Genomic DNA, 23,963 nt, shown 5'->3' on the forward strand with positions numbered 1-23,963 from the left:
CGGCCACCGGCAATCACTGTCACAATGCGGGGTTGTGCCATCGTCGGCATCCGCCTTCAGCGCACCGTGTATCTCCCTCCACTCGCACCGCCAGGACAAGCCTTCCAAGGGCACGCCTCAGGGGAACCACTTCATGATCAATCGCGGCGATCCGGAACCAGCCGGGCAGGTCGAAACCCTTCCCAACGAGATCATCGTCAAGATCTCGCCCGACGCCACGCCGGAGGGAATCAAGCAGGCACGGGACAGCCTCGGCGCCACGCTGGTCGAGACGACCGCGGTCCTGGGGCTGGAACGCTGGTCCCTCCCGGAGGACGCGTCCGGCAAGGGCTTCGACCTCGGCGCGACGCTCGACGATCAGCCGCCCGGTGACGCCATAGAGTACATGCAGGCGAACCGCGTCTATTCCGTCTCCCAGACCGTCCCGAACGACCCCGACCTGGGCCTGCTCTGGGGACTCGACAATCAGGGCCAGACCGGCGGCGTGGCCGATGCCGATATCGACGCCCCGGAGGCGTGGGACCAGGCGACCGGCTCCGGCGCCGTCGTGGCCGTGATCGACACGGGCATCGACCTGGCCCACCCCGACCTGGACGACAACCTGTGGTCCAACCCCGGCGAGATCGGCGGAAACGGCCTGGACGACGACGGCAACGGCTATGTCGACGACATCCATGGCTACGACTTCGTGAACGAGGACGCCGACCCGAACGACGACTATTCCCACGGCACCCATGTCGCCGGCACGATCGCGGCGGAGGCCGGCAACGGCCAGGGCATCGCCGGCGTCGCCTGGGATGCCCGGCTGATGGCGGTCAAGGCCTTCGACTCCACGGGCTTCGCCAACGAGTTCGACATGATCCAGGCGATCGAATACGCGGCCCTGGAAGGCGCCGACATCTCGAACCACAGCTGGGGCGCCTACGAGTTCTCCCAGGGCATCTACGACGCGATCCGGCTGGCCGCCGAGCAGGGCCAGCTTTTCGTGGCGGCGGCCGGCAACGAGTCGAACGACAACGACGCCGTCCCGGGCTATCCGGCAAGCTTCGACCTGGACAACGTCATCTCCGTCGCGGCGACGACCGCGTCCGACACCCTGGCCTGGTTCTCGAACTTCGGGGCGACCTCGGTCGACCTGGGCGCGCCGGGAGAGGGCATCTACAGCACTCTCCCCGGGAACGGCTACGGCTACCTGGACGGCACGTCGATGGCCACGCCCCATGTCAGCGGGGCCGCGGCGCTCCTGCTGTCCCAGAATCCCGGTCTCTCGGCCGAGGAGCTGAAATCCGCCCTCCTGGGTACCGCCGATCCCGTTGCGGACCTGGCGGGCCGAACCGTCACGGGCGGCCGCCTGAACGCCGCCGCGGCCCTCGCGGCGAGCGGCCCGCCGGTCGAGATCACCGGCACCGACGGCGACGACGACCTGACCGGCACGGCGGGCCGCGACATCATCCGCGGGCTGGCGGGCGACGACACGATCCAGGGCCTCCAGGGATCGGACGAGATATCCGGGGGAAGCGGACGGGACCTCCCGGCCGGCGGCGCCGGGAACGACACGATCCGCGGCGGCGCGGGGAACGACGATCTCTTCGGCGAGGAAGGCGCCGACACGATGTTCGGCGATGACGGGACGGACGCCCTGTTCGGCGGTGCCGGTGACGACAACCTGGACGGCGGCGACGGGGCGGACCGCATCCTCGGCGAGGCCGGCGACGACACCGCCGCCGGGGCCGGCGGAAACGACCTGGTCGACGGCGGCGACGGCGCCGACCGGATCGCCGGGGGCGACGGGGACGACACGATGAACGGCGGCGCCGGTGCCGACGACCTGTCGGGCGATGCCGGAACCGACATCCTCGCGGGCGGCGTCGGGGACGACACGCTGGACGGGGGCGCCGGCGCCGACAGGCTGACCGGCGTCGATCCCGCCGGGGGAGACGCCGCGGGACGGGGCGAGACCGACGCCCTGACGGGCGGCTCCGGTGGCGACACCTTCGTGCTCGGGACCGGGAACGGCACCTTCTACGAGGACGGCGACCCCCTCGCGACCGGCGAGGGCGACTTCGCCCGGATCGCGGACCTGGACGCCGGCGAAGACCGGATCGAACTGACCGGCACGCGCGACGACTACGTGCTCGATTTCTACCGCGCGGCCGACGGCGCCCTGAAGGCCGACCTGATCCACGATCCGGGCGACACCGTGCGGGGCGACAGGATCGCCCGGATCGAGACCGCCGACCGCGGCCTCGCCCTGGACGGCCCGGCCTTCGCCTACCTGGGCACCGCCACCCCCACAAGCGCCACCACGGCCGGCTCGGTCGCCGCCGTCGCGGCGGCGGCGGAACGGCCCGGAGCCGGCGCGGACGATCCCGTCCAGCCCGCAGCGGTCACCTTCCCGGTGCAGTTGTTCGACGGGGGCGGGTACCTGTGGGACATCTGGCAGGACGGGTCGATCTTCGACGGCTCGGCCGATGCCTATGACGGCGGCATGGCCCTGATCGGCTTCCCGTTCCTGGAGGACGCCGGAACGGAGGAGGACGGGCGCGAGATCGTCATCGGGCCGCGGTCGCCGGAAGGATCGGAGGGGATCTCGGTCACCCGGAAGATCTTCGTTCCGGGCGACCAGACCTGGGCGCGGTTCCTGGAGGTCGTCACCAACACCGGCACGGTGACGACGACCTACGCGGTCGACATCGTGACCAACTTCGGGTCCGACCTGGAGACGTCCGTCATCGGCACGTCGAGCGGCGATACGGTCTTCGATCCCGGAGACCAGTGGATCGTGAGCGACGACCAGGAGGCTGCCGTTGACCCTACCCTTCTGCACGTGATCCGGAGCGCGGATGGCGCGGCGCCGTCATCCGCGTCCCTCACCGAGGATTCCCTCGGCTTCACCTATGACCTGACCCTGGCTCCGGGGGAATCCCGGATCGTCATGCATTTCGCGTCGCAGAACCCCGACCAGGCGACCGCCCTGGCCAAGGGGCCGGTCCTCGCCTCCCTGGACGGCGGGGCGCTGGCCGGCCTGAGCGACGACGAGATATCCCGGATCGTCAATTTCGGCCTTTCCGATCCCGAGCCTGTGGCCGGTACGGAGGGGGCCGACCTGCTGTCCGGGACGGACCGGCGGGACGGGATCGACGGGCGCGGGGGCGACGACCTGATCCAGGGGCTGGGCGGCGACGACGACCTGTCCGGCGGGTCCGGCGACGACGTGGTCGCCGGGGGGGCCGGGAACGACCGGATCGACGGCGGCGACGGCGACGACACCCTCGGCGGCGACGCGGGAAACGATACCCTGGACGGCGGCGGCGGATCGGACGACCTGGTCGGGGGAGCCGGCGACGACTCCCTGCGCGGCGATTCGGGGGATGACAGGATGCTCGGCGGCGACGGGGCCGACCGCCTGGAAGGAGGCGACGGGCAAGACGTGGCGAACGGCGGCGCCGGAGACGACACCGTCAGGGGCGGTGCCGGCGGCGACCGGCTCCAGGGCGGCACGGGCAACGACACCGTCGAAGGCGGGGACGGCAGCGACAGGCTCGCCGGTGCCGCCACGGCCCCCGGCACGTTCGGCACCGGCGAGACGGACGTGATGACCGGCGGGGCAGACGAAGACGTGTTCGTGCTCGGCGACGGCGAGCGCGTGTTCTACGACGACCTGGACGCGACCGCCCCCGGTGAGGGCGAATACGCTCTCCTGACCGACTTCCGGGGCACCGCCGACCGGATCGAGCTGACCGGCACGGCGGATCTCTACCGGCTGGACTTCTTCGCGCCCTCCGCCGGCACCTTCGACGCCGCCCTGATCTACGACACCGACGAGGCCCGCGGGGAACTGATCGCGATCCTCCAGGACGTGCCGACGAGCCTGAGGCTGGCCGATCCCGGCTTCCTTTTCGTCTGACCGCAGGACCCGGCTGCCCGGGCCCTCACGAGAAGCCCGCGACGGGATGGGGCACGTAGTGCTCCTCCAGCGCGGACATCTCCTCCGGCGACAGCTTGACGGAGAGCGCCGCGACGGCGTCCTCCAGGTGGTGCGGCTTGGAGGCGCCGATGATCGGCGCCGTGACGGCGGGCTTGTGCAGGAGCCACGCCAGCGCGATCTGCGCCCGCGGGATGCCGCGCGCCTCGGCGATGCGGCCGACGCTCTCGACTACCTTGCGGTCGGCGTCCTCGGTCGCCCGGTAAAGCGTCTTGCCGAACTCGTCCGTCTCGGTGCGCCGGGTGGGTTCGGCCTGCCAATCCCGCGTCAGCCGGCCGCGCGCCAGCGGGCTCCAGGGGATCACGCCGATGCCCTCCTCCCGGCACAGGGGCAGCATCTCGCGCTCCTCCTCCCGGTAGAGGAGGTTGTAATGGTCCTGCATCGTGACGAAGCGCAGCCAGCCGTGCCGGTCGGCGAGGTGGAGCGACTTGCAGAACTGCCAGGCGAACATGGACGAGGCGCCGATGTAGCGCGCTTTCCCGGCCTTCACGACGTCGTGGAGCGCTTCCAGCGTCTCCTCGATCGGCGTCGAATAGTCCCAGCGGTGGATCTGGTACAGATCGACATAATCCGTTCCCAGCCGGCGGAGGCTGGCGTCGATCTCGGTCATGATCGCCTTGCGCGACAGGCCGCGGCCGTTCGGTTCCTTGCGCATGGGGCCATGCACCTTGGTGGCGATCACCACCTCGTCGCGTTTGGCGAAGTCGCGCAGCGCCCGGCCGACGATCTCCTCGCTCGACCCGGCCGAATAGACGTTGGCCGTGTCGAAGAAATTGATGCCCAGCTCCACCGCGCGCTGAAGGAAGGGCCGGCTCTGCTCCTCGCCCAGCGTCCACGGGTGCGTTCCCCTGTCGGGCTCGCCATAGGTCATACAGCCGAGACACAGACGCGACACTTTCAACCCGGTCCGGCCGAGATTGACATACTCCATGATCCATCCTTTCAGAGGCTTCGTGATCACCCGTCAGGACATCAACAACTTCGGGCCGCACTCTGGCGCAACGCCCCGCGTTCGGCGATATGTTCAGGCCACGTTCCGAATCAGGTTCACCATAGCAAGGGATCGCCGCCATGGATCGGCACCGACTGGACAACGGGCGCATCGGCGCCGTCATCAAGGCCGACGGGGCCGAACTCTGCTCGCTCCGGCTGACGAGCGGCGCCGGAGGGACCGCCGGCGAAGGATACGAACTGCTGTGGCAGGCCGGCCCGGCCTGGCCGCGCCACGCGCCGGTGCTGTTTCCCATCGTCGGCCGGCTCAAGGACGACCGCCTGGCCCACGGGGGAACCGATTATCCGATGACGCAGCACGGCTTCGCCCGCGACCGCCGCTTCGCCTGGGCCGGGCACGGCCCGCACTCCTGCCGGCTGACCCTGGCGGACGATGCGGAGACGCGCCGGCGCTATCCCTTCGCCTTCCGGCTCGACGTCACCTACGCGCTGGAGGGCGACTCCCTGCTGGTCAGCCATCTGGTCTCGAATCCCGGGCATGAAGAGCTTCCGGCCTCGCTCGGCGCCCACCCGGCGTTCCGCTGGCCGCTCGCCGACGGAATTCCCAAACACGCCCACGAGATCGAGTTCGACGCGGACGAACCGGCGCCGGTGCGCCGCATCGACGGCGGCCTGCTGAAGCCGGACGAATTCCCGACCCCGATACGGGACCGGCGGCTGCGCCTGGACGAGGCCCTGTTCGCCGAGGACGCCCTGATCCTGGACCGCCCGGCGAGCCGATCGGTGCGCTACACCGCCCCGGGAGCGCCGACGGTCGAGGTTTCCTGGTCCGGCTTCGAGCAGCTCGGCCTGTGGTCGAAGCCCGGCGGCGATTTCCTGTGCATCGAGCCCTGGCACGGCTTCGCCTCCCCGGCCGGCTTCGACGGTCCCTTCGCCGCCAAGCCCGGTCTCATGCGCATCCCGCCGGGCGGGCAGCGGGAACTGAGCTACCGAGTCACCTTTTCGTGACAGCGCCGCCTCCTGAATGCCGCATTCCCGCCTGAAATATGACTCAGCCAGATTTATGCAATGGAGTTATCTAAGGGGGAGACTGAAAACAGGGACATACCGAGAATATTGAAACTGCATACGTTTTGGGCATCAATCAAAAAGCTTCGATAGAAGAAGCGATGTTCCCGACGGCCATGGCGCCCCGCTTTTACTGTCGCTGAAGGCGGGGCCGATCACTTCTCCTTATCCCCTGAAGGACGTCGCCCTTCCTTGCCGGCCCCCGGCGCTTTCCCCATGCCCTGACGTCACAAAGGTGCCGCCCATGCCATCGAATCCGCCTAAACTCTGGGATGCCCCGGTCCTCAAGCCGAACCACACGGTCATCGACCTGTCGAAGACGGGATCCAGGACCCTGTGGACGTTCGACAGCGACGAAGACGTGCTCTTCATGGCTTCGGACGAGGTGAGGGAACTGGACCGGCTCCAGACGACCGGCGGGAACAACATCGTCCTGGCCGGCGGCAAGTTCGAACCGACCTCCCACAGCTCGCCGGCCGGCACCCTGAACTTCACGCAGGTCAACGGGTCGGTCTTCGTCGAAGGCGTTCACATCGACCATCGCCATGCCGACGGCAAGGACGCGATCAACTTCTACAGCGCGGCAGGCAAGAACGCCGACTTCATCCTGCAGAATTCCCTGATCGAGAACGTGCAGGGGACCTACGCCGGCGTCCACGCCGACATCTTCCAGCCCCAGGGTCCCACCGGCGATCTCAAGTTCTACAACGTGACGGGCACCACCACCTATCAGGGCCTCTTCCTGCAGCCCAGGAACCCGATCAAGTCGGTCACGCTCGAGAACGTCGAGATGAAGAAGCTTCCCGGCGGCGACGACGAGACCTGGCTGTATTTCTTCGCCCAGCCCAAGGACCGGAAATACCCCGTCTCGCTGGAGAACGTCTTCGTCACCGAGCAGCCGGGCCAGCAGGCCGAGTATGACTCGGTCTATCCGTCGGCATGGCTGGACGGCGCGGTCCGGGACGGCGACACCATCACCTTCCCGAACCTCCCCTACGAGGGATCGATCGAGATCGGCGCCGGCAACTTCGTCTCGGCCGGCGAGGTGGGCCTGAACTACGACCGCTCGATCTACGGCAACGGGGAGCTGGCCTCGTCCGGCGCGTTCAGCGGAAACGATTCGGACGACGAGTTCGAGGGCGGGGCCGACGGGAAGCTCGTCAACTACAGCTGGGTCAAGTCGGCCGTCACCGTCGATCTCGCCGAGGGCGAGGCGAGCGGCGGAAGCGGCAACGACCGTCTCAGCGGCATCGACGACGTGATCGGATCGTCCTATTCCGACCGCCTGACCGGCAACGGATCGGCCAACACGCTCGTGGGCAACGGGGGCGACGACATCCTGATCGGCGCGGGAGGAGCGGACTACCTGGCCGGGCGCGCGGGCGACGACACCCTCGACGGCGGTTCCGGAGCCGACAGGATGCTCGGCGGCACCGGCGACGACACCTTCACCGTCGACAATCCGGGCGACCGGGTCGAGGAGCGCAACGGGGAGGGCACCGACACCGTCCTGTCCTCGATCACCTGGACCCTCACGCCCTTCGTCGAGAACCTCACGATCACCGCCGCCTCGGGGGCGACGGGCTGGGGCAGCGGCGGCGCCAACGTGATGCGCGGCGGGGCCGGACCGGACAAGCTGCACGGGATGGGTGGCAACGACGATCTCTCCGGCGGCGACGGCACCGACCAGCTGTATGGCGGCGGCGGCGCGGACGAACTCCGCGGCGGGGCCGGCAAGGACATCCTCAAGGGCGGTGACGGCGCCGACACCCTGACCGGCGGCCTCGGCATGGACCGTCTCTACGGCGGCGCCGGGGCGGACCGATTCGTCTATGAAACGGCGGACGACGGCGAGCCGGGCTGGGGCCGGCGCGACAATATCCAGGATTTCAACCGGAGCCTGGACAAGATCGACCTGACCAGGATCGACGCCGACGCCGCGGCGGGAGGCAACCAGTCCTTCGCCTATATCGGCGGCGCATCCTTCGACGGGGATGCCGGCCAGCTCCGGGTTTCCAAGGTCAATGATTTCCAGCTTGTCCAGGCCGACATGACCGGCGACGGCGAACCGGATCTCGAAATCCAGATCTCGGGCAGCGCCCCGGTCGACCGGTCCGCCTTCCTGCTCTGAACTCTGAGCCCTCCGCGCCCCGGCCGGGGCCGGCTCCCGGTTTCTCCTGCCGGGAGCCGGCTCCCGTCAATCGAGCAGCTGTCCCTCGGCGCGATAATCGATCACGTCCATCCTGTCCTCGACGGCCTTGACGCCGGGAACGTTCTGCGCCGCGACCACCAGCGCCTTGCGGTGGGCCTCGGAACTGACGCTCCCCGAGAGTTGCACGACGCCCTCCTTCACGACGACGTTCTCCCCGAACTCGGGCGCCCAGGACTGCGCCCTGAACGTTTCGATGACGCTCTCGCGCAGGCGCCGGTCGTCGGTGGTCGGCATCGGGATGGCCGGCGCCGTCGAGGTCAGGACCCGCATCACGTTCGCCCGGCTGATGATCCCGACGATACGGTGATCGCTCACGACCGGAACGCGCTTGATCCGCCGGCTCTCCATCGTGCTGACCACCTCCTCCAGCGAGGCGGCGTCATTCACGCAGGCGACGTTGCGGGTCATGACGTCCCGCACGGCACGGCTGTGTTCCTTGGCGTAGGCGTCCGCCAGTTCCTCGGGCTGCTGCGCGAAAGGGCCGGCGAAGAAGCCGAGCCACCATGATTTGCGCCGGCCGGAAGCATCGTGGGCCGTGTTGATCTCGGACCGGCGCAGAAGATCGCCCTCGCTGATGATCCCGACCACGCGGCCCTCCCCGTCCACCACGGGCATGCCGCTGATGTGATGGTCGAGCATGCGCTTGGCCGCCTCCGCGACCGTGCTGTCGGCATCTATGGTTATGACCTGCCGCGTCATGATATCGCTGGCCTGCATCGTTTCCCTCCCGCTGTCAACTGCATGCCCCTGGGTCGCTGTCCTCCGGATGGTTGCTCTTCGGACAGCTGCGTTCCTGATCGAGGCGGATGGCCCGGCGGATGGATCGCCCGGAGCGGAAGCTCGCGCCTCGATGGAATCATGCGCCTGCCCGGGCCGGAGGCATACCGGGGATTCCGCAAGGTAGAAGCGATTTTCACCGGGTCCGGGCACGAACCGGTCGCCGTCACTGCTTTTCCCACCAGGTCTCGACCGCGGGCCAGCCGACATCGTCGGGGACGGCCGATCCCGCCATGCGGGCCGGACGGCTCAACCGGTCCCAGTAGGCATAATGGACCGTGCCGATATACCAGCCGGGCAGGATATAGGCGTTCCACATCAGGACGCGGTCCAGGGCGCGGCTGGCCGCGATCAGGTCTTCGCGCGACGAGGCGCTTCCGATCCTGGCGACCAGGTCGTCCACGACCGGATCCTGCACGCCCGCGACGTTGACGGTGAACCGTTCGTTGGCGAACGGGGAACCCCAGTAATGCGCCATCTCGGGCCCGGGCAGGTCGGTGGACCGGGAGAACTGGAACGCCATGTCGAAATCGAAATCGGATCGGGACCTCTGCTCGAACTGGGCCGTCTCGACCAGCCGCAGCCGGGCATCGATCCCCGCCCTGCGCAGGCTGGCCACGAACGCAAGGAGGACATTCCGGGATTCCGGGCCGGCCGTCATGATCTCGATCGAAAGCTGCCTGCCCGTGCCGTCCACCAGCAGGCCGTCCCGGACGTGATAGCCAGCCTTGCCGAACAGGTCGAAGGCCTCGCGCCGCGCGTCGCGCTGGTAGCCGCTGCCGCCGCCGGCCGGCGGGAGATAGGCCTCTTCGAGGATCTCGCTTCTGAGATGGGATTTCCAGGGCAGGAGGAGGGTCAGTTCGGCCGGCGTCGGTTTCCCCGCGGCGGCCAGGTCGGAGTTGGGAAACTGGCTGTAGTTGCGTTGCGTCCAGCCGCCCTGGAGAACCCTGTTGATCCACTCGTGATCGAAGAGCTGCGTGACCGCTTCCCGGACCAGCCTGTCGTCGAACGGGGGCCTGCGCAGGTTGAAGACGAAATTCATGCTGCCCAAGGCTCCGCGAAGCGGGGCTTCGGCCTTGACCACCGGCAGGCCGCTCCTGTCCGGGACCCCGTCGTAGAGGGACCAGCGGGCCGGGTTGAACTCGACGACCATGTCGATCAGGCCGGCCATGAAAGCCTGGGATCTGGCATTGACGTCGCGGTAGTAGTCGACGGTCCACGTATCGAAATTGTACATGCCCCTGCGGACCGGCAGATTCTGCGCCCAGTAATCCGCCACCCGGCGATAGACGATCCGTCTTCCCGGCAGGACCTGCTCGATCCGGTAGGGGCCGCTCCCGAGCGGCGGCTCCAGGGTGTCGGTCCCGAACTTGCGCTCCGTGTAGTAATGCTTCGGCAGCACGTGCATGCTCGCGATCATGAAGACCGTGCTTTGGGCGTTCTCGGGCACGAAGGAGAATTTCACCGAGAGGGGGTCGATGGCTTCGGCACCGGTGACGTCCTTGTAAGCGATGCGAAAATACGGAAGCGCTCTCTCGCTGCTGGTCAGGAGTTCGTAGGTGAAGACGACGTCCTCGGCGGTGACGGGGCTGCCGTCGTGCCAGCGCGCCAGCGGGTTCAGGGTGAACACCGCGGAGGACCGATCGTCCGCGATCGCCACGCTCCTGGCGACGAGCGGATAGGCGGTCAGGGGATCGTCGCGCGGCGAGACGAACAGCCGGTCATAGAGCAGATCGGCCTCCGCCCCGCAGGGACGGATGGAGAAGGGCTGAAGGTTGCTGAACGACCCGATCTGCGAGAGACGCAGCGTGCCCGACTTGGGCGCGTTCGGATTGACATATTCGAAATGCTGAAACCCGATCGGATACTGCCCGTCGTCTCCTTCCCCGATGGCGAACAGCCTTGACAGACCAGGCGTCGAACCCGCCTCCGCCGCGGAAGCCATCGTCGAGGTTACAGTCGAGGTTGGCTGAGGGTGACTGGTTGCCGCTACCTCTCCGCAAAGCAGTGAAGAAGTCAGCAGCGAGCATACAATAACCAAGCCTGTAACCGAACGCGTGAGCAGGGTGTCCATCCGCCTTCTTTCACGGCTCTTGACTCAAGTTACCTTCAATATGGTCTGTCAATCCCCGATCGCAAACACCTCCTATAGGGTATGTATGTCGAATTGACTGTATTCGGATCACGAGATTACTCGTTCGGATACATGGACGACTGAACGATGCTGGAAAGCGTCTGCCGATCGTGGGCGGCAGGATGTGCGACTCTTCGGTGTCCGGCCTGTTGCAAAGTGGGCTGTAGCCGACAACAAGAAGGATCAGGCCCCATGCCAAGCTTGATGCGCCCGGGCACGGTGAGCGCCCTCACCATCGCAATTGCCGGTGCGGGGATTCCGGCGAGTTTCCCGGCACTGGCCCAGGAATCCCCTCCCCAGGCGCAGGAGCAGACCCTTCATCTGGACGAGATGCTGGTCCAGGAAGCCATCCAGCGGGGTCTGGCGGAGATCGAGATGGCCAGGCTCGCCGAAGAGCGCGCCGAGGCGGACGCGGTGCATTCCTTCGCCGAACTCATGCTGGAACAACATGGAAAGCTGAACGAGCGGCTGATCCAGGCGGCACGCGAAATCGGCGCCGAGATACCCTCCGGCCCGAACGAGAGCGAGGCGTCGGTCATCGGGCGGCTGAAGACGCTCCGAGGTGCCGCCTTCGACGAGGTCTATGCGGTGGGCGTCGCCCAGGACCACATGCGGCACCATAACTTGTACGCGCGCCTGGCGGGGTACGCTTCCGCTCCGGTCCTGCGGCGGATCGGCGCGGAAGCGGTGCCGGTGCTGGAGGAGCACCTGGCCGCGGCACAGGCGTTGCGGGTCGAGGTCCGGCCGATCGCCCAGGGTCCGCTCGGGGCGGTGCCCGACCAGGCTGCCGAGCCGAGCGAGGCGACCCCGCAACGGCGGCAGGCCCCCTATTCGGACGAGGCCGAGGGGGCCGAGCCCTGACGGCCGGCACTCGACCGGCGCGGCGGTCCTACCGTTCCGCTTCCGCCAGCCAGTGGCCCAGCGTTCCCTTGCCGGCGTCCACCTCGCTCCAGCCCGGCGGCACGCCGTCCATGTTGGGCAGCTGGTGCGCGATGCCCTTGTGGCAGTCGATGCAGGTGCGCTCGCCCGTGAACAGGTATGCCTGGTGAACCCGGGCCGCCCTGGCGCCCTGCTTGGTGATGTCCATGGATTCCGCCGAGTGGCAGTTCCGGCATTCCAGCGAGTTGTTGGCCTTCAGCCTGGCCCACTCGTGCTCGGCCAGCTCGCGCCGCATGGCGACGAACTTGTCGCGCGTATCGATGGTGCCGAAGATCTTGCCCCAGACCTCCTTGGACGCCTGCATCTTCCGGGCGATCTTGTCCGTCCATTCGTGAGGCACGTGGCAGTCGGGACAGGTCGCCCGCACGCCGGACCGGTTGGAGAAGTGGATCGTCGTCTTCAGCTCCTCGTAGACGTTGGCGTTCATCTCGTGGCAGCCGATGCAGAACGCCTCCCGGTTGGTCGCCTCCAGGGCCGTGTTGAAGCCGCCCCAGAAGATGACGCCGGCGGCGAACCCGCCGAGCGTCAGGAAGCCGAGGCTGAGATACCGGCTGGGACTGGAGAAGGTGCGCCACGGATGCACCAGGAATCCCGGCAGCTTCATCCTCATTTGTTCTCACCCCCGCCGGAGGGCCTGCTGATCAGGCTGTCGATATCCTTGAACTCGTTCGGCACGAAGGGCTGCGCCGCGGTCTGGGGAACGTGGCACTGCATGCAGAAGTACCGGCGCGGCGACACCTGCCCCAGCATCTGGCCGTCGCGGTCCATGTAGTGGGTGATGCTGATCATCGGCGCCTGCACCGCCTCGGTGAACTGCCGGCTGTGGCAAGTCAGGCAGCGGTTGGTGTTCAGGTTGATCTGGTAGTCGCGCACATTGTGCGGGATCACCGGGGGCTGCTCCGGATAGTTCCTTGAAACCCTGCGGTCGTCGGTCACGTCCGCCGGGATCGGGGGGGCCGGCAGCTCGTCGGTGAACGTGACCGGCGGGCGGAACGGGGTCTGGATCGGCTGCTGGGCCGAGATGACGGCCGGCACCAGCACCGGGAGTGCCGCGAGGGCGGCGTAGAAGAGTACTCTCATGGCTTCCGCCCCTTACACCGCGGTTATCCTGACCGCGCATTTCTTGAAGTCGGTCTGCTTGGAGATCGGATCGGTGGCGTCCAGCGTCACCTTGTTGATCAGGCGGGTGCTGTCGAACCAGGGCACGAAGACCAGGCCGCGCGGCGGCTTGTTGCGCCCCCGGGTCTCGACGCGCAGGCGGACCTCGCCCCGGCGCGACTGGACCAGCACTTCGGAACCCCGGCGCAGCTTGCGGGCCGCGGCGTCGTCCGGGTGCATGTAGACCAGCGCCATGGGCACCGCCTTGTAGAGTTCGGGCACCCGCATGGTCATGGACCCGGAATGCCAGTGCTCCAGCACCCGGCCGGTGACCAGCCACAGGTCGTATTCCGCATCCGGCGCCTCGGCCGGCGGTTCGTACGGGAAACCGAAGATGATCGCGCGGCCGTCGGGGTTGCCGTAGAAGCGGATGCCCTCTCCCGGCTTCACGTAGGGGTCCAGGCCCTCCCGGTAGCGCCAGCGGGTCTCCTGGTTGTCCACGACGGGCCAGCGCATGCCGCGGACCTTGTGGTACTCGTCGAAGTCGGCCAGGTCGTGCCCGTGATGGCGGCCGAACGAGGCGTATTCCTCGAACAGGCCCTTCTGGACATAGAACCCGAAGGCCCGGGCCTCCCGGTTCTCGTACTCGGGGTCCATGTCCTCCAGCGGGAACCTGTTTACCTCACCGTTGGCGAACAGCACGTCGAACAGCGTCTTCCCCCGGTATTCCGGGTTCCGGTCCAGCGTCTCGGCCGGCCACACCTCGTCGGTCGTGAACCTTTTCGAGAACTCCATCATCTGCCACAGGTCGGAGCGGGCCTCGCCCGGTGCCGGGACGAGCTGGTGCCAGAAGTGGGTGCGCCGCTCGGCGTTGCCGTAGGCGCCTTCCTTCTCGACCCACATGGCGGCCGGCAGCACCAGGTCCGCCGCCATCGCGGTCACGGTCGGATAGGCGTCCGACACCACGATGAAGTTGTCCGGGTTCCGGTAGCCGACATAGGTCTCGTTGTCGGAGTTGGGTGCCGCCTGGAGGTTGTTGTTGACCTGGATCCAGTAGGCGTTGAGCTTGCCGTCCTTCAGCATGCGGTCCTGCTGGACCGCGTGGTATCCCGGCTTGTCCGGCAGCAGCCCCGCCGGCAGCTTCCAGATCTCCTCGGTCTTCTTCCGGTGCTCCGGGTTGGTCACCTGCATGTCGGCCGGCAGGCGGTGGGAGAAGGTCCCGACCTCGCGCGCGGTGCCGCAGGCCGAGGGCTGGCCGGTCAGGGAGAACGGGCTGTTGCCCGGCTCCGAGATCTTCCCGGTCAGCAGATGGATGTTGTAGATCATGTGGTTGGCCCAGACGCCGCGGACGTGCTGGTTGAACCCCATGGTCCAGAACGACATGACCTTGGTCCTGGGATCGGCGTACAGCTCGGCCAGGGCCAGCAGGCGCTCCTTGGGAACGCCGGTCAGTTCCGCCGTGTAGTCCGCCGTATAGGTGGCGACCAGCTTGGCGAACTCGTCGAAGCTGCTGGGCGTCGAGGCGGTCGCCTCCTTCGCCCCGGTCGCCCTGACCTCCAGCACGTGCTCCGGCCGCAGGCCGTAGCCGATGTCCGTCTGGCCCATGCGGAAGTTGCAGTGCTTGTCGACGAACTCCCGGTTGACCCGGCCGGTTTGGATGATGTGATTGGCGATGAAGTTGAGGATCGCCAGGTCGGTGCCCGGCTTGAACACCATCGGCACGTCGGCCAGCTCGTAGCTGCGGTGCTCGAAGGTGGACAGCACGGCGACCTTGACGTGGGGCGCCGAGATCCGGCGGTCCGTCACCCGGGTCCACAGGATCGGATGCATCTCCGCCATGTTGGAGCCCCACAGGACGAAGGCGTCGGCCGCCTCGATGTCGTCGTAGCAGCCCATCGGCTCGTCCATGCCGAAGGTCCGGATGAAGGCGACGGCCGCCGAGGCCATGCAGTGGCGGGCGTTGGGGTCCAGGTTGTTGGAGCGGAAGCCGGCGCGCATCAGCTTGCTCGCGGTATAGCCTTCCCAGATCGTCCACTGCCCCGATCCGAACATGCCGACCGCCGTCGGCCCCTTCTCCTTCAGCACCCGCTTCCACTGGCGGGCCATCTCGTCGAAGGCGCGCTCCCACGACACCGGCTGGAACTCGCCGTCCTTGTGGTACTCGCCGTTCCGCATGCGCAGCATCGGCGTCGTCAGGCGGTCCTGTCCGTACATGATCTTGGACAGGAAGTACCCTTTCACGCAGTTCAGGCCCCGGTTGACCTCGGCCTTGATGTCGCCGTGGGTGGCGACCACGCGGTCGTCCTTGACCGCGACCATGACGCCGCAGCCCGTGCCGCAGAACCGGCAGGGCGCCTTGGACCATTTGAGCTTCGCGTCCTGCCCGGCGACCAGGGACTGCTGGGCTGCGGCCGGAAGGCTGATCTGGGCCGCGGCCGCGGCCGCCGCGGCCGCGTTGGCCTTGATGTAGTCTCTTCGCGTCAGTTTCACGATTTCCCCCTGACTTTCAATCCGCCGCATCCGGCCCGTCCACCTGGTGCCCGTCCACCTGATGGAAGACCATGTTGACCGCCATGACCCCGTCCAGCAGGCTGATCTCGCTGATCCGGGCGACGATTTCCCCCTCGTCGGCGGTCTCCAGCGTGACCACCATCTTCCCCGCCTCCGCGGCGTGGACCTCGATCCCGGGCATAGCCGAAACGGCTCCCCTGGCGGCATCCATGAACTCCGGGAGAGCCTGGACGACCAGGCTCGAGATATGGACTTCATCGGACATTGCTTGTTCCCTCTTGGCCCCCTGCGGAAACGACCGTCACCGCCCCGGCCGGACACGGGGAAACGCACGCACCGCATCCGGTACAGGCTGACGCGTCCACATCGGGCCGGGACGGGCCGCCCCGCCCGATGGTGAAATTGATCGCGCCGGTCGGGCACGCGTCGCGGCAGCTCTGGCAGACGATCCCCATCCTGGCGAAGCAGGTATCGGCGATGGTTGCTGCCTGGAACCAGGGAGCCCCCTGCGTCAGGTCGAACACGGGGACCGGGCAGGCCTCGGCGCAGTCGCCGCAGAAGGTGCATTCGCCGTTCCGGAAATCGACCTCCGGGTATCCCCCGTCGCCCGCCGCGACGATGCCTTCCGGACAGGCGTCCGCGCACGCTCCGCATCGAACGCAGGCGTCGAGCACGCGCGCATCGGAGGCGTAAGGCGGCCGCACGGGCACCGGCCCGCGCCGCAGCCGTCCTCTCAGCAAGCCGCGCCGCCCGGGATCGATCCTGTTCTCGGACATGATGCTAGACCGGCGGCGGCCCCGGAGGTCCGGCGACGAGCTGGTACATCCAGACGATGAAGCCATAGCCCCCCACGACCGCCACGGCCACGAACGGCCAGATGACGAAGGCGAGAAGCAGGAACATGAGGATCTCCCGCCGCTTGACGGCCCCCTCCACGGGAGTTTTCCCGACGGATACTCCGGCTGTTGTTTCGTCTGTCACTCTGCTTATCCCTCGGCCACTTCTTGGACTGCCATTGGCTGGGCTCGAAGCACAATAACGCACAAAAAACGTAAATTGAAAAGCAAAAAAGCCGGTTTCAGGGCAACAAGAAACCCTCAAATTCTTTGTTTTGTTAACAGTTTCGGCCAAGGAACCGACTTTTATCTAATACCCTCTTGATATTTGTCAATTTGGCTGAATAATCGTCAATATCATTGATCTAGATCAATCATTTTCAAATCTTTTATCTTGACCGGGACTGTGCAGGAAACGGGAAGCGTCTCCTGGCGTCCGGCATCGCGCCTGCCTACCGCCAGTTCTGCGCCAGGACCTGCTCATGCATGACCAGGAAAGCGCCCAGGCCGTGGACCTCGTTCGTGCTCCGGGGGCGGGCCAGGTAATAGGCGAGGTCGCCGACGCCGGTTCCCACGCAGATATTGCGGAGGTTGGTCCGGCCGTCGGTGCCGAGCGAGACCTGGTCAAGGACGCCCAGGAAACCCTTGCGCCCAGCGGCCGCGAAAGCGGCGGCCGGAACATGGCCGCGCTCGATGGCCCTGGAGATGACGTAGGTGAACATGCAGGAGCACGATGTTTCCAGCCAGTTTCCGCCCAGCGATCCCTTATCTACGACCTGGAACCAGCGGCCGGTCGTCGGGTCCTGGAAACGGGCGAGCGCCGCGACGAGACCTTTCACCAGGGCGACCAGTTCCGGGCGTCGGGGATGGCTGGCCGGGATGATGTCCAGCACGTCGATCAGCGCCATCCCGTACCAGCCGATCGACCGGCCCCAGAACTCGGGCGACCGCCGGGTCGCCGGGTTGGCCCAGGCCGGATCGCCCTGCTCGTCGTATCCGTGGTAGAGCAGCCCGTTGGTCGGGTGCTTCAGGTGGCTGGCATAGATCAGGAGCTGGTTGACGGTCTCGTCATAGGCGCCGGCGGCGCCTCCGTAGGCCCGCCCGTAACGGGCCAGGAACGGAAGCGCCATATAGGTTCCGTCGAGCCACAACTGCCCGACCAAGCCGGTCGAGTGCCAGAACCCCCCGTCGGTGGTCCGGGGATACGTATCGAAGACGCGCCGTACCCTGTCCGCCGCCAGCCGGTACTTGTTCAGCCCGGTCTCGCGATGGAGGATCAGCAGCAGGTTGCCGGGCAGGATGTGGTCGAGCAGGTTGATCGGCACGTCGATGTTTCCGGCGGCATCCACGTGGCGGTCGACCCAGTCCCGGATGTATCGGAGATACCGGCCGTCCCGGGTGCGCTGGTACACCCGGTACTGGCCCAGCAGGTAGAAGGCCCTGTAATAGGTCCAGGACCCGAAAGCCGCCGGATCGGGATTGCGCGCCAGCGTCGACTCCACCATGGCCCGCCCCCAGTCGGTCCCGTCGTTGACGTCCAGCAGGTCGATGTTGGGGCCGCCGCTGCCGGTCGTGGCCGTCAGCCGGACGGTGTTGGAACCGGCACGCAGGGCGGCGGTCAGGCTGCGCGTCGCCCAGGACGGCCAGCTTCCGGTGGCCGGGAAGGAGAGCGCCGCATCGACGACGGAGCCGTTGACCCGCACCGCCATGGGCCGGCTGCCCGTCGATCCGTTGGCATAGCGGATCACCAGGGTGGCGGTTACCGCCCGCGGCACGGTCACCAGCCACTCCACGTAGCTTCCGGCTTCCTGGAACGCGTTGACGTAGGCGGTGCCGGAGAAGCCGCCATGGATGGTCTCCAGGACCCCGCGATGGATCCTGGCGGTCTCGGCCTGGTAGGTGGTGGTGGCCGCTGCCGCGGGGCCGGCCAGGAAGGGCATTCCGAAAAGGCTGCCGCCGCCCGCCAGCGCGGCGGCACTCCCCATCCCCTTCAGGAACCCGCGCCGCGGGATGCCGCCGGTCGTGACGGATTCCAGGCGGTCCATGGCCTTCTCCCTCCAGCAGTCGCGATCCGATCCGTTTTCCAGGAATCGTAACGCTTGCGAAGGAGGCCTGTCGCCGTCTCGACGGGTGCATGGCGTCGGTACACGGAAGTGCTTCGACGCCTACTCCTTGAGTGCGCGCATGGCTGCGTCAGGTTCCCGGTCGATGATGCGGAGCAATGTTCTCGCCGGACCCTCAGGGACACGGCGCGATTGCTCCCAGTTCCGCAGGGTGGCTACGCTGATATCGAACGTCCGCGCGAACCGTCCCTGGGACAGGCCGGTCTTCGCCCGGATCGCGGCCACGTCCATCGATCCGCTCGTGCGCGCCTCTCCCCTCTCGACCTTCGCCATCAGCTCCGGCCCGGATAGAGGATCGATCTCCGCTTCCTCCTCGGCGGCGCCCATGTCCGCGTCGTACGCTTCCTTGAGCCGGTCCAGGTCGACACGGGCCTGCCGCCGGGCCTCTTCAGCCGTGAAGCGCTTGATAGACATCGCGGATCTCCTTCTTGGCGGGCCATGATGGAATGATGCGCCGGACGTCACCTCGCAGCGTGTAAACGACGACGAGGACGAATCCCCGGACCCGACCGACGGCGACGACCCGGCGCTCGCCGTAGTTCCTTCGGTCATCGTCCCATTCCAGGATCGGCCCGTCGAAGATGCCGGACGCGAAGGCGAAGTTGTACCCCCGCTCACGCAGACATCGGTCACTCTTCGCTTCGTCCCATTCGAACATGATACATCATGCGCCAATGGCGTATATGCGTCAATGGCGTATGATCTTGATCAGCTCCCGCCCGACGCCTGAAGGAAGCTCTCCGCCTCCTCCCGACTCTCGTAGATGTGCGGGGCGACGTCGCGGCGGCTCAGGGCGTCGCCCAGCTTCATGTGCAGGAAGGCGCTCGTGGTGTAGCGGCTGACGTCGCTGTAGAAGCGGTCCATCAGACCCTTGACCATGTCGGTATAGTCGTCCAGCACCTCCGGCAGGATCACGAAGTTGTCGTAGTTGACGATCGCGCGGACCTTGCGGCCGAGCGGGGCCAGGTGGCCCTCGACCGCTCGCCGGATCTTCGCCACGTCGTCCGCGCTTCGGACGACATAGCCCTCCAGGTTGATGAAGAAGACGTTCGTCTTCGGGTCCAGGACGAAACGGGATTCCAGCGGCAGGCTCAGCCATTCGTCCCGGTAGCGCATCGGCTGGGTGCGGAACAGGCGGCCGTCCATCACTTTCGGCTCCTCCCGGATGATCGGGCGGAAGGCCATCCGGCTCAGGACGTCCCGCTCCAGGTCCAGGCCCGGGGCGATCTCGGTCAGCACCAGACCCTCGGGGCACAGGCGGAAGACGCAGCGCTCCGTGACATAGAGCACGGGCTGCCCCCGTTCGCCCGCCAGCCGGCCGCTAAAGGTGCGGTGCTCGACCTCCTCGACGAATTTCGGCACGTCCTTGGCCGCGAAGGTGCCGACGAAGACGACCTTCTTGGCGTTCTGGCTGATGTTGATGAAGCCGCCCGCCCCGGCCAGCCGGCTGCCGAACTTGCTGACATTGACGTTTCCCGCCCGGTCCACCTGGGCCATGCCGAGAAACGCCACGTCCAGCCCGCCCCCGTCGTAGAAGTCGAACTGGGCCGGCTGGTCCACCAGCGCCTGGATGTTGCGCGCGGCGCCGAAGTTCAGCCCGCCGGCCGGAAGGCCCCCGATCGTCCCGGGCTCCGTGGTCAGCGTGATGAACTCGAGCATCCGCTCCTCGTTTGCGACGCTGGCGACCCCCTCCGGCATGCCGATGCCCAGGTTGACCACGCCGTTGGCCGGCAGCTCGAACGCCGCCCGCCGGGCGATGATCTTGCGTGGCCCCATCTCCATCACGGGGACGTCCCGGATCGGCACGCGGATCTCCCCGGCGAAGGCGGGATCGTAGCGGGTCGCGAAGGTCTGCCAGTGCTCGTCGGGCGGCGCCACCACGACGCAGTCCACCATCACGCCGGGGATGCGCACGCTCCTGGCATCCAGGCTGCCGCGGTCGGCGATGCGCTCGACCTGCACGATCACCACGCCGCCGGAGTTGCGGGCCGCCGTGGCGATTGCCAGCGCCTCCAGGACCAGCGCCTCCTTCTCCATGGTGATGTTGCCGTCGGGATCGGCGGTGGTGCCGCGCAGGATCGCGACATCGATGGGAAAGGCCTTGTAGAACAGGTAATCCTGGCCGTGCAGGGTGATCGGCTCGACCAGATCCTCGGTCGTGCGGTCGTTGATCTTGCCGCCGCCGTGGCGCGGATCGACGAAGGTGTCCAGGCCGACCCGCGTGATGCAGCCGGGCTTGCCCGCCGCGATGTCGCGGAACAGATGGGAGATGACGCCCTGCGGCAGGTTATAGGCCTCGATGCTGCCGTCGATCGCCAGCTTCTGGAGCCGCGGGCACAGGCCCCAGTGCCCGCCGACCACCCGGCGCACCAGCCCGTCATGGCCCAGATGGTTCAGCCCGCGCTCCTTGCCGTCGCCCTGGCCGGCTGCATAGACCAGCGTCAGGTCGCGCGGCCGGGCGTGGGCCTGGAAATGACGCTCGATCTCCACCGCGATGGCCTCGGCGAACCCGATGCCGACGAACCCGCCGGTCGCCACCGTGGCGCCGTCGCGGATCAGGCGGACGGCGTCCTCGGCCGACACGATCTTGCCCCGGGCGGCCACCGGCCCGCCCGACGGAAGCGGCCCGCCGCCGAGAAGGGGATGACCCGCGGAGCCGGATTTCTCCTGTTTCGTCATAGCACATCCTCCCCGTCGTTTTTTCTTGACGAATCCTGGGCCGCCCCGGCGGGCATGCCGCAGCCGAGCAACTAACCCTTCAAGGATGTTGTTGGTGCCTTGGGAGGAATTTAAACCGTCGTTTCCGGGCGGAGGTCACCGGTTCCAGCGCTGCGCGCCGAAGCTCGAGCCGAAACCGGGCGTCGTGAACCCAGAGCTGAAGCCCGGCGTCGTCCAGCGCGGGCCGCCGAAGGACTGGTATTGCCGCCGGTCGTATAGGGAGCGCTGCCGGTCGAAGCGGTCGATCCGGCTCCGATAATGCCGCTGACCCGTCGGCGGGATGATGATCACGGTGGATCCGGGCGGCGCCACGACGACGGAACCCGACCTGTCGCGCGCCTCGGCCGACAGGGGGGCTACCAGCAGTGCACCAAGGAAAAAGGCGACGAGCGAGCGCATCATTCCACCTCCCGCGGCCCCGCATCCGTGTACCGGCCGCTTCAGGACATCTGGTGACTGGCCCCGCCGAATACCATGGTAATAACGGCCTTTCACCCACGCTGCCAGGGAGAACGCCGCCATGGCTCAGGACCCAGACACCCCGACGGCCCCGGCCCTCTCCGGCGCCCTTCATCATGTCAGCCTGCCCGTCCGCGACGCGGCGCGCTCCGCCGCCTTCTACCGGGACGTCCTGGGGCTGAGGCAGATCGACCGCCCGGACTTCGATTTCCCGGGCGCCTGGTTCTCCCTGGGCCCGGGCCAGCTTCATCTGATCCAGGATACCGGCTCGACCTTCCGGGAGGACAAGCCGGTCGACGCGCGGGACATCCATTTCGCGATCCGCGTCGCCAGCTACCGGGCCGCCCTGCTCCACCTGATCGCCCAGGGCTACCGGAAGGCGGGAACCCCCGGCGCCGGCGCGCTCAACGGCATGAAGGTCAGTCCCCGGGCGACCGCGGGTTTTCCCCAGATCTACCTGCTCGACCCCGACCGCAACGTCATCGAGATCAACGCCGGCAGCCTCGACATCGCGGAGGACGAGGTCGCCCGCCTGCTGGAATAGCGGGACCGCACCGATCCGCTCAGATCTCGTACTCCAGCGGTTCCGGCGCCGACGCGCTCCGGTTCCGGGCGATCCATCCGGCGCGCTTGCGCGCCAGGACGCCGTGGAGATCCAGGACGGTCCGGCCGCCGGTCGTGACGAACAGGAACGGCAGCACGCCGTGGACGCAGCACGCCAGCCCGCCGCCCAGCATCCGAAGTCCGAACCCGACCGCGAAGATAAGGTGCTCCAGGTAGGACTCCCCCACCGCGGAGGGATGATCCGTAAAAAGCCGTATACCGGCCGGCGCTCCCAGGTTTTGCCGCCCTTCCATGATCGTCCTGGAAATCATGATGCCCCGCTCCTTCCGAACTATACGATCCGAGGCATCCTTATAGGGCCGCGAAGTTTCCAAATGACTTCGACGGCCCCATGAAGTTGTTTCAGTTGCTTCAGCCCGCCGGCCGGAACACGATCGCCACCGGCGTGATCGACCGGGTCACGGTCCCGGTGGGCGTCAGCCGCCCGGACTCCCGGTCGATCCGGAACTGCACGATGTCGTCGCCCTTCTGGTTGGCGACATAGAGCCAGGTTCCGCCCGGATCGATGGCGAAGTTGCGCGGGAAGGCGATGCCGGCCGTGGTATGCCCGATCGGCGACAACAGCCCGCTGGAAGCGTCGATCCCGAAGGACGCGATGCTGTCGTGCCCCCGGTTGGAGGCGTAGAGGAACCTGCCGTCGGGATGGACCGCGATCTCGGCGGTGCTCTGGGGACCGGCGTAGCCGGCCGGTTCGGTCCGCACGGTCTGGAGCCCGCGGCCGAGCTCGCCCGTGGCCGGGTCGTATTCCAGCGCGGTGATGGTCGCGTTCAGCTCGTTCAGGACATACAGGATGCGCCCGTCCCGGTGGAACGCCACGTGCCTCGGGCCGGCTCCGGGCGCCATGGAAGCCTCGCTCACCAGGAACAGCCTGCCGCCCTCCAGCCGCAGGATCTGCACCTTGTCGATGCCCAGGTCGGCCGTGGCGATGTACCGGCCGGCCGGATCGAAGGTGACCGCGTGCGGGTGCGGCGCCTCCTGGCGCTCCGGGTTGGGGCCGCTGCCCTTGTTCATGAACTCGCCGCTCGCGGGGCCGAGCCTGCCGTCCGCCTCGATCGGCAGGGCGACGAAGTTGCCGCCCATGTAGTTGGCGACCACCAGATGCCGCCCAGACGGATCGACCGCCAGGTGCGCCGGGATATGGCCCACCACCGACTGCCGGTTCAGCAGGGAGATGGTCCCGGTCCCTGGGCTGATGGCATAGGCCTCCGCCGAACCCGCCTTGCCGCCCTGATAGTCGTCTATCTCGTTGACCACGTAGAGGAAACTCCCCGACGGGTGAAGCGCCACGAAGGACGGGTTGGCGCTCGGCACCTGCTGGATCAGCGTGAAGGCGCCGGTATCCGGATCGACCCGGAACACCGAGAGGCCGACGGGATTGTCGCTGCCCCCGCCGGGCGGATCCTTGGTGTAGGAGCCGACATAAGCGTATCGTGCCATGGTCCTGCCTGAAGCGAGTTCGGGGAACGCCAGGATGGCCGAAGCACCCGCTGCGGCCACCATGAACTGGCGGCGGTCGATCTGCATGGTC

21 protein-coding genes are annotated in these 23,963 nt (G+C 67.5%); 5 read left to right on the forward strand and 16 right to left on the reverse strand.

What is annotated here, in order from left to right; translation table 11 throughout:
- Positions 1 to 133 precede the first annotated feature (133 nt).
- Complete coding sequence (locus JL101_RS33900) at positions 134 to 3,907, forward strand: S8 family serine peptidase (RefSeq protein WP_203101459.1); 3,774 nt, start codon at positions 134 to 136, stop codon at positions 3,905 to 3,907.
- A gap of 25 nt (positions 3,908 to 3,932) precedes the next feature.
- On the opposite strand, the gene JL101_RS33905 is transcribed toward JL101_RS33900, so the two are convergent.
- Positions 3,933 to 4,916 (reverse strand): aldo/keto reductase, encoded by a 984-nt coding sequence (locus JL101_RS33905; RefSeq protein ID WP_203101460.1) that lies wholly within the window; start codon positions 4,914 to 4,916, stop codon positions 3,933 to 3,935.
- 140 nt (positions 4,917 to 5,056) lie between these two features.
- Here JL101_RS33905 and JL101_RS33910 point away from each other — a divergent pair, with 140 nt between their 5' ends.
- Together JL101_RS33910 and JL101_RS33915 are read left to right on the forward strand one after the other, a co-directional pair.
- Positions 5,057 to 5,944, forward strand: a complete 888-nt coding sequence (locus JL101_RS33910; RefSeq protein ID WP_203101461.1) for an aldose 1-epimerase family protein — start codon at positions 5,057 to 5,059, stop codon at positions 5,942 to 5,944.
- Positions 5,945 to 6,248: 304 nt separating this feature from the next.
- Positions 6,249 to 8,135 carry a calcium-binding protein gene (locus JL101_RS33915; RefSeq protein ID WP_203101462.1) on the forward strand — a complete coding sequence of 629 codons (1,887 nt, stop codon included), beginning with the start codon at positions 6,249 to 6,251 and terminating at the stop codon, positions 8,133 to 8,135.
- 66 nt (positions 8,136 to 8,201) lie between these two features.
- Here JL101_RS33915 and JL101_RS33920 read toward each other — a convergent pair whose 3' ends face one another.
- Positions 8,202 to 8,933 carry a CBS domain-containing protein gene (locus JL101_RS33920; protein WP_203101463.1) on the reverse strand — a complete coding sequence of 244 codons (732 nt, stop codon included), beginning with the start codon at positions 8,931 to 8,933 and terminating at the stop codon, positions 8,202 to 8,204.
- 226 nt (positions 8,934 to 9,159) lie between these two features.
- The gene (locus JL101_RS33925; protein ID WP_203101464.1) at positions 9,160 to 10,938 is read right to left on the reverse strand and encodes an extracellular solute-binding protein; all 1,779 of its coding nucleotides are present in this window, start codon (positions 10,936 to 10,938) and stop codon (positions 9,160 to 9,162) included.
- A gap of 381 nt (positions 10,939 to 11,319) precedes the next feature.
- Here JL101_RS33925 and JL101_RS33930 point away from each other — a divergent pair, with 381 nt between their 5' ends.
- Positions 11,320 to 11,988: a DUF4142 domain-containing protein gene (locus JL101_RS33930; RefSeq protein ID WP_203101466.1), complete on the forward strand. Its 669-nt coding sequence runs from the start codon at positions 11,320 to 11,322 to the stop codon at positions 11,986 to 11,988.
- A gap of 28 nt (positions 11,989 to 12,016) precedes the next feature.
- On the opposite strand, the gene JL101_RS33935 is transcribed toward JL101_RS33930, so the two are convergent.
- The 11 genes from JL101_RS33935 to JL101_RS33985 form a co-directional block, all read right to left on the reverse strand.
- A complete protein-coding gene (locus JL101_RS33935) occupies positions 12,017 to 12,670 on the reverse strand; it encodes a NapC/NirT family cytochrome c (RefSeq protein ID WP_202684849.1) in 654 nt (217 codons plus the stop codon).
- Between the two features lie 2 nt (positions 12,671 to 12,672).
- Positions 12,673 to 13,146, reverse strand: a complete 474-nt coding sequence (locus JL101_RS33940) for a nitrate reductase cytochrome c-type subunit (protein ID WP_203104670.1) — start codon at positions 13,144 to 13,146, stop codon at positions 12,673 to 12,675.
- Positions 13,147 to 13,158: 12 nt separating this feature from the next.
- Entirely contained in the window at positions 13,159 to 15,654 is a 2,496-nt protein-coding gene (gene napA, locus JL101_RS33945; RefSeq protein WP_228435657.1) for a periplasmic nitrate reductase subunit alpha, read from the reverse strand.
- 16 nt (positions 15,655 to 15,670) lie between these two features.
- A complete protein-coding gene (locus JL101_RS33950; protein ID WP_203101046.1) occupies positions 15,671 to 15,940 on the reverse strand; it encodes a chaperone NapD in 270 nt (89 codons plus the stop codon).
- Complete coding sequence (gene napF / locus JL101_RS33955) at positions 15,930 to 16,451, reverse strand: ferredoxin-type protein NapF (protein ID WP_203101042.1); 522 nt, start codon at positions 16,449 to 16,451, stop codon at positions 15,930 to 15,932. The genes JL101_RS33950 and napF overlap by 11 nt, the downstream gene beginning before the upstream one ends.
- A 4-nt stretch (positions 16,452 to 16,455) precedes the next feature.
- Positions 16,456 to 16,611 (reverse strand): periplasmic nitrate reductase, NapE protein, encoded by a 156-nt coding sequence (napE, locus tag JL101_RS33960; protein ID WP_228435658.1) that lies wholly within the window; start codon positions 16,609 to 16,611, stop codon positions 16,456 to 16,458.
- Between the two features lie 352 nt (positions 16,612 to 16,963).
- On the reverse strand, positions 16,964 to 18,556 hold the full coding sequence (locus JL101_RS33965) for a glycoside hydrolase family 88 protein (protein ID WP_203101039.1): 1,593 nt from the start codon (positions 18,554 to 18,556) through the stop codon (positions 16,964 to 16,966).
- Between the two features lie 120 nt (positions 18,557 to 18,676).
- Complete coding sequence (locus tag JL101_RS33970; RefSeq protein ID WP_203101037.1) at positions 18,677 to 19,048, reverse strand: helix-turn-helix domain-containing protein; 372 nt, start codon at positions 19,046 to 19,048, stop codon at positions 18,677 to 18,679.
- Positions 19,023 to 19,292 carry a BrnT family toxin gene (locus JL101_RS33975; RefSeq protein WP_203101035.1) on the reverse strand — a complete coding sequence of 90 codons (270 nt, stop codon included), beginning with the start codon at positions 19,290 to 19,292 and terminating at the stop codon, positions 19,023 to 19,025. The genes JL101_RS33970 and JL101_RS33975 overlap by 26 nt, the downstream gene beginning before the upstream one ends.
- 50 nt (positions 19,293 to 19,342) lie before the next feature.
- Positions 19,343 to 21,313: an acyl CoA:acetate/3-ketoacid CoA transferase gene (locus tag JL101_RS33980; protein WP_203101034.1), complete on the reverse strand. Its 1,971-nt coding sequence runs from the start codon at positions 21,311 to 21,313 to the stop codon at positions 19,343 to 19,345.
- A gap of 135 nt (positions 21,314 to 21,448) precedes the next feature.
- On the reverse strand, positions 21,449 to 21,754 hold the full coding sequence (locus JL101_RS33985) for a hypothetical protein (protein WP_203101027.1): 306 nt from the start codon (positions 21,752 to 21,754) through the stop codon (positions 21,449 to 21,451).
- Positions 21,755 to 21,872: 118 nt separating this feature from the next.
- On the opposite strand from JL101_RS33985, the gene JL101_RS33990 reads away from it, so the two are divergent.
- Complete coding sequence (locus JL101_RS33990; RefSeq protein WP_203101025.1) at positions 21,873 to 22,355, forward strand: VOC family protein; 483 nt, start codon at positions 21,873 to 21,875, stop codon at positions 22,353 to 22,355.
- A gap of 19 nt (positions 22,356 to 22,374) precedes the next feature.
- On the opposite strand, the gene JL101_RS33995 is transcribed toward JL101_RS33990, so the two are convergent.
- Together JL101_RS33995 and JL101_RS34000 are read right to left on the reverse strand one after the other, a co-directional pair.
- Positions 22,375 to 22,686, reverse strand: a complete 312-nt coding sequence (locus JL101_RS33995) for a DUF6356 family protein (RefSeq protein ID WP_203101023.1) — start codon at positions 22,684 to 22,686, stop codon at positions 22,375 to 22,377.
- Positions 22,687 to 22,786: 100 nt separating this feature from the next.
- Positions 22,787 to 23,959 carry a lactonase family protein gene (locus JL101_RS34000; protein ID WP_203101021.1) on the reverse strand — a complete coding sequence of 391 codons (1,173 nt, stop codon included), beginning with the start codon at positions 23,957 to 23,959 and terminating at the stop codon, positions 22,787 to 22,789.
- Between the last annotated feature and the right edge of the window lie 4 nt (positions 23,960 to 23,963).

The organism is Skermanella rosea (genome assembly GCF_016806835.2).
Classification (GTDB): domain Bacteria; phylum Pseudomonadota; class Alphaproteobacteria; order Azospirillales; family Azospirillaceae; genus Skermanella; species Skermanella rosea.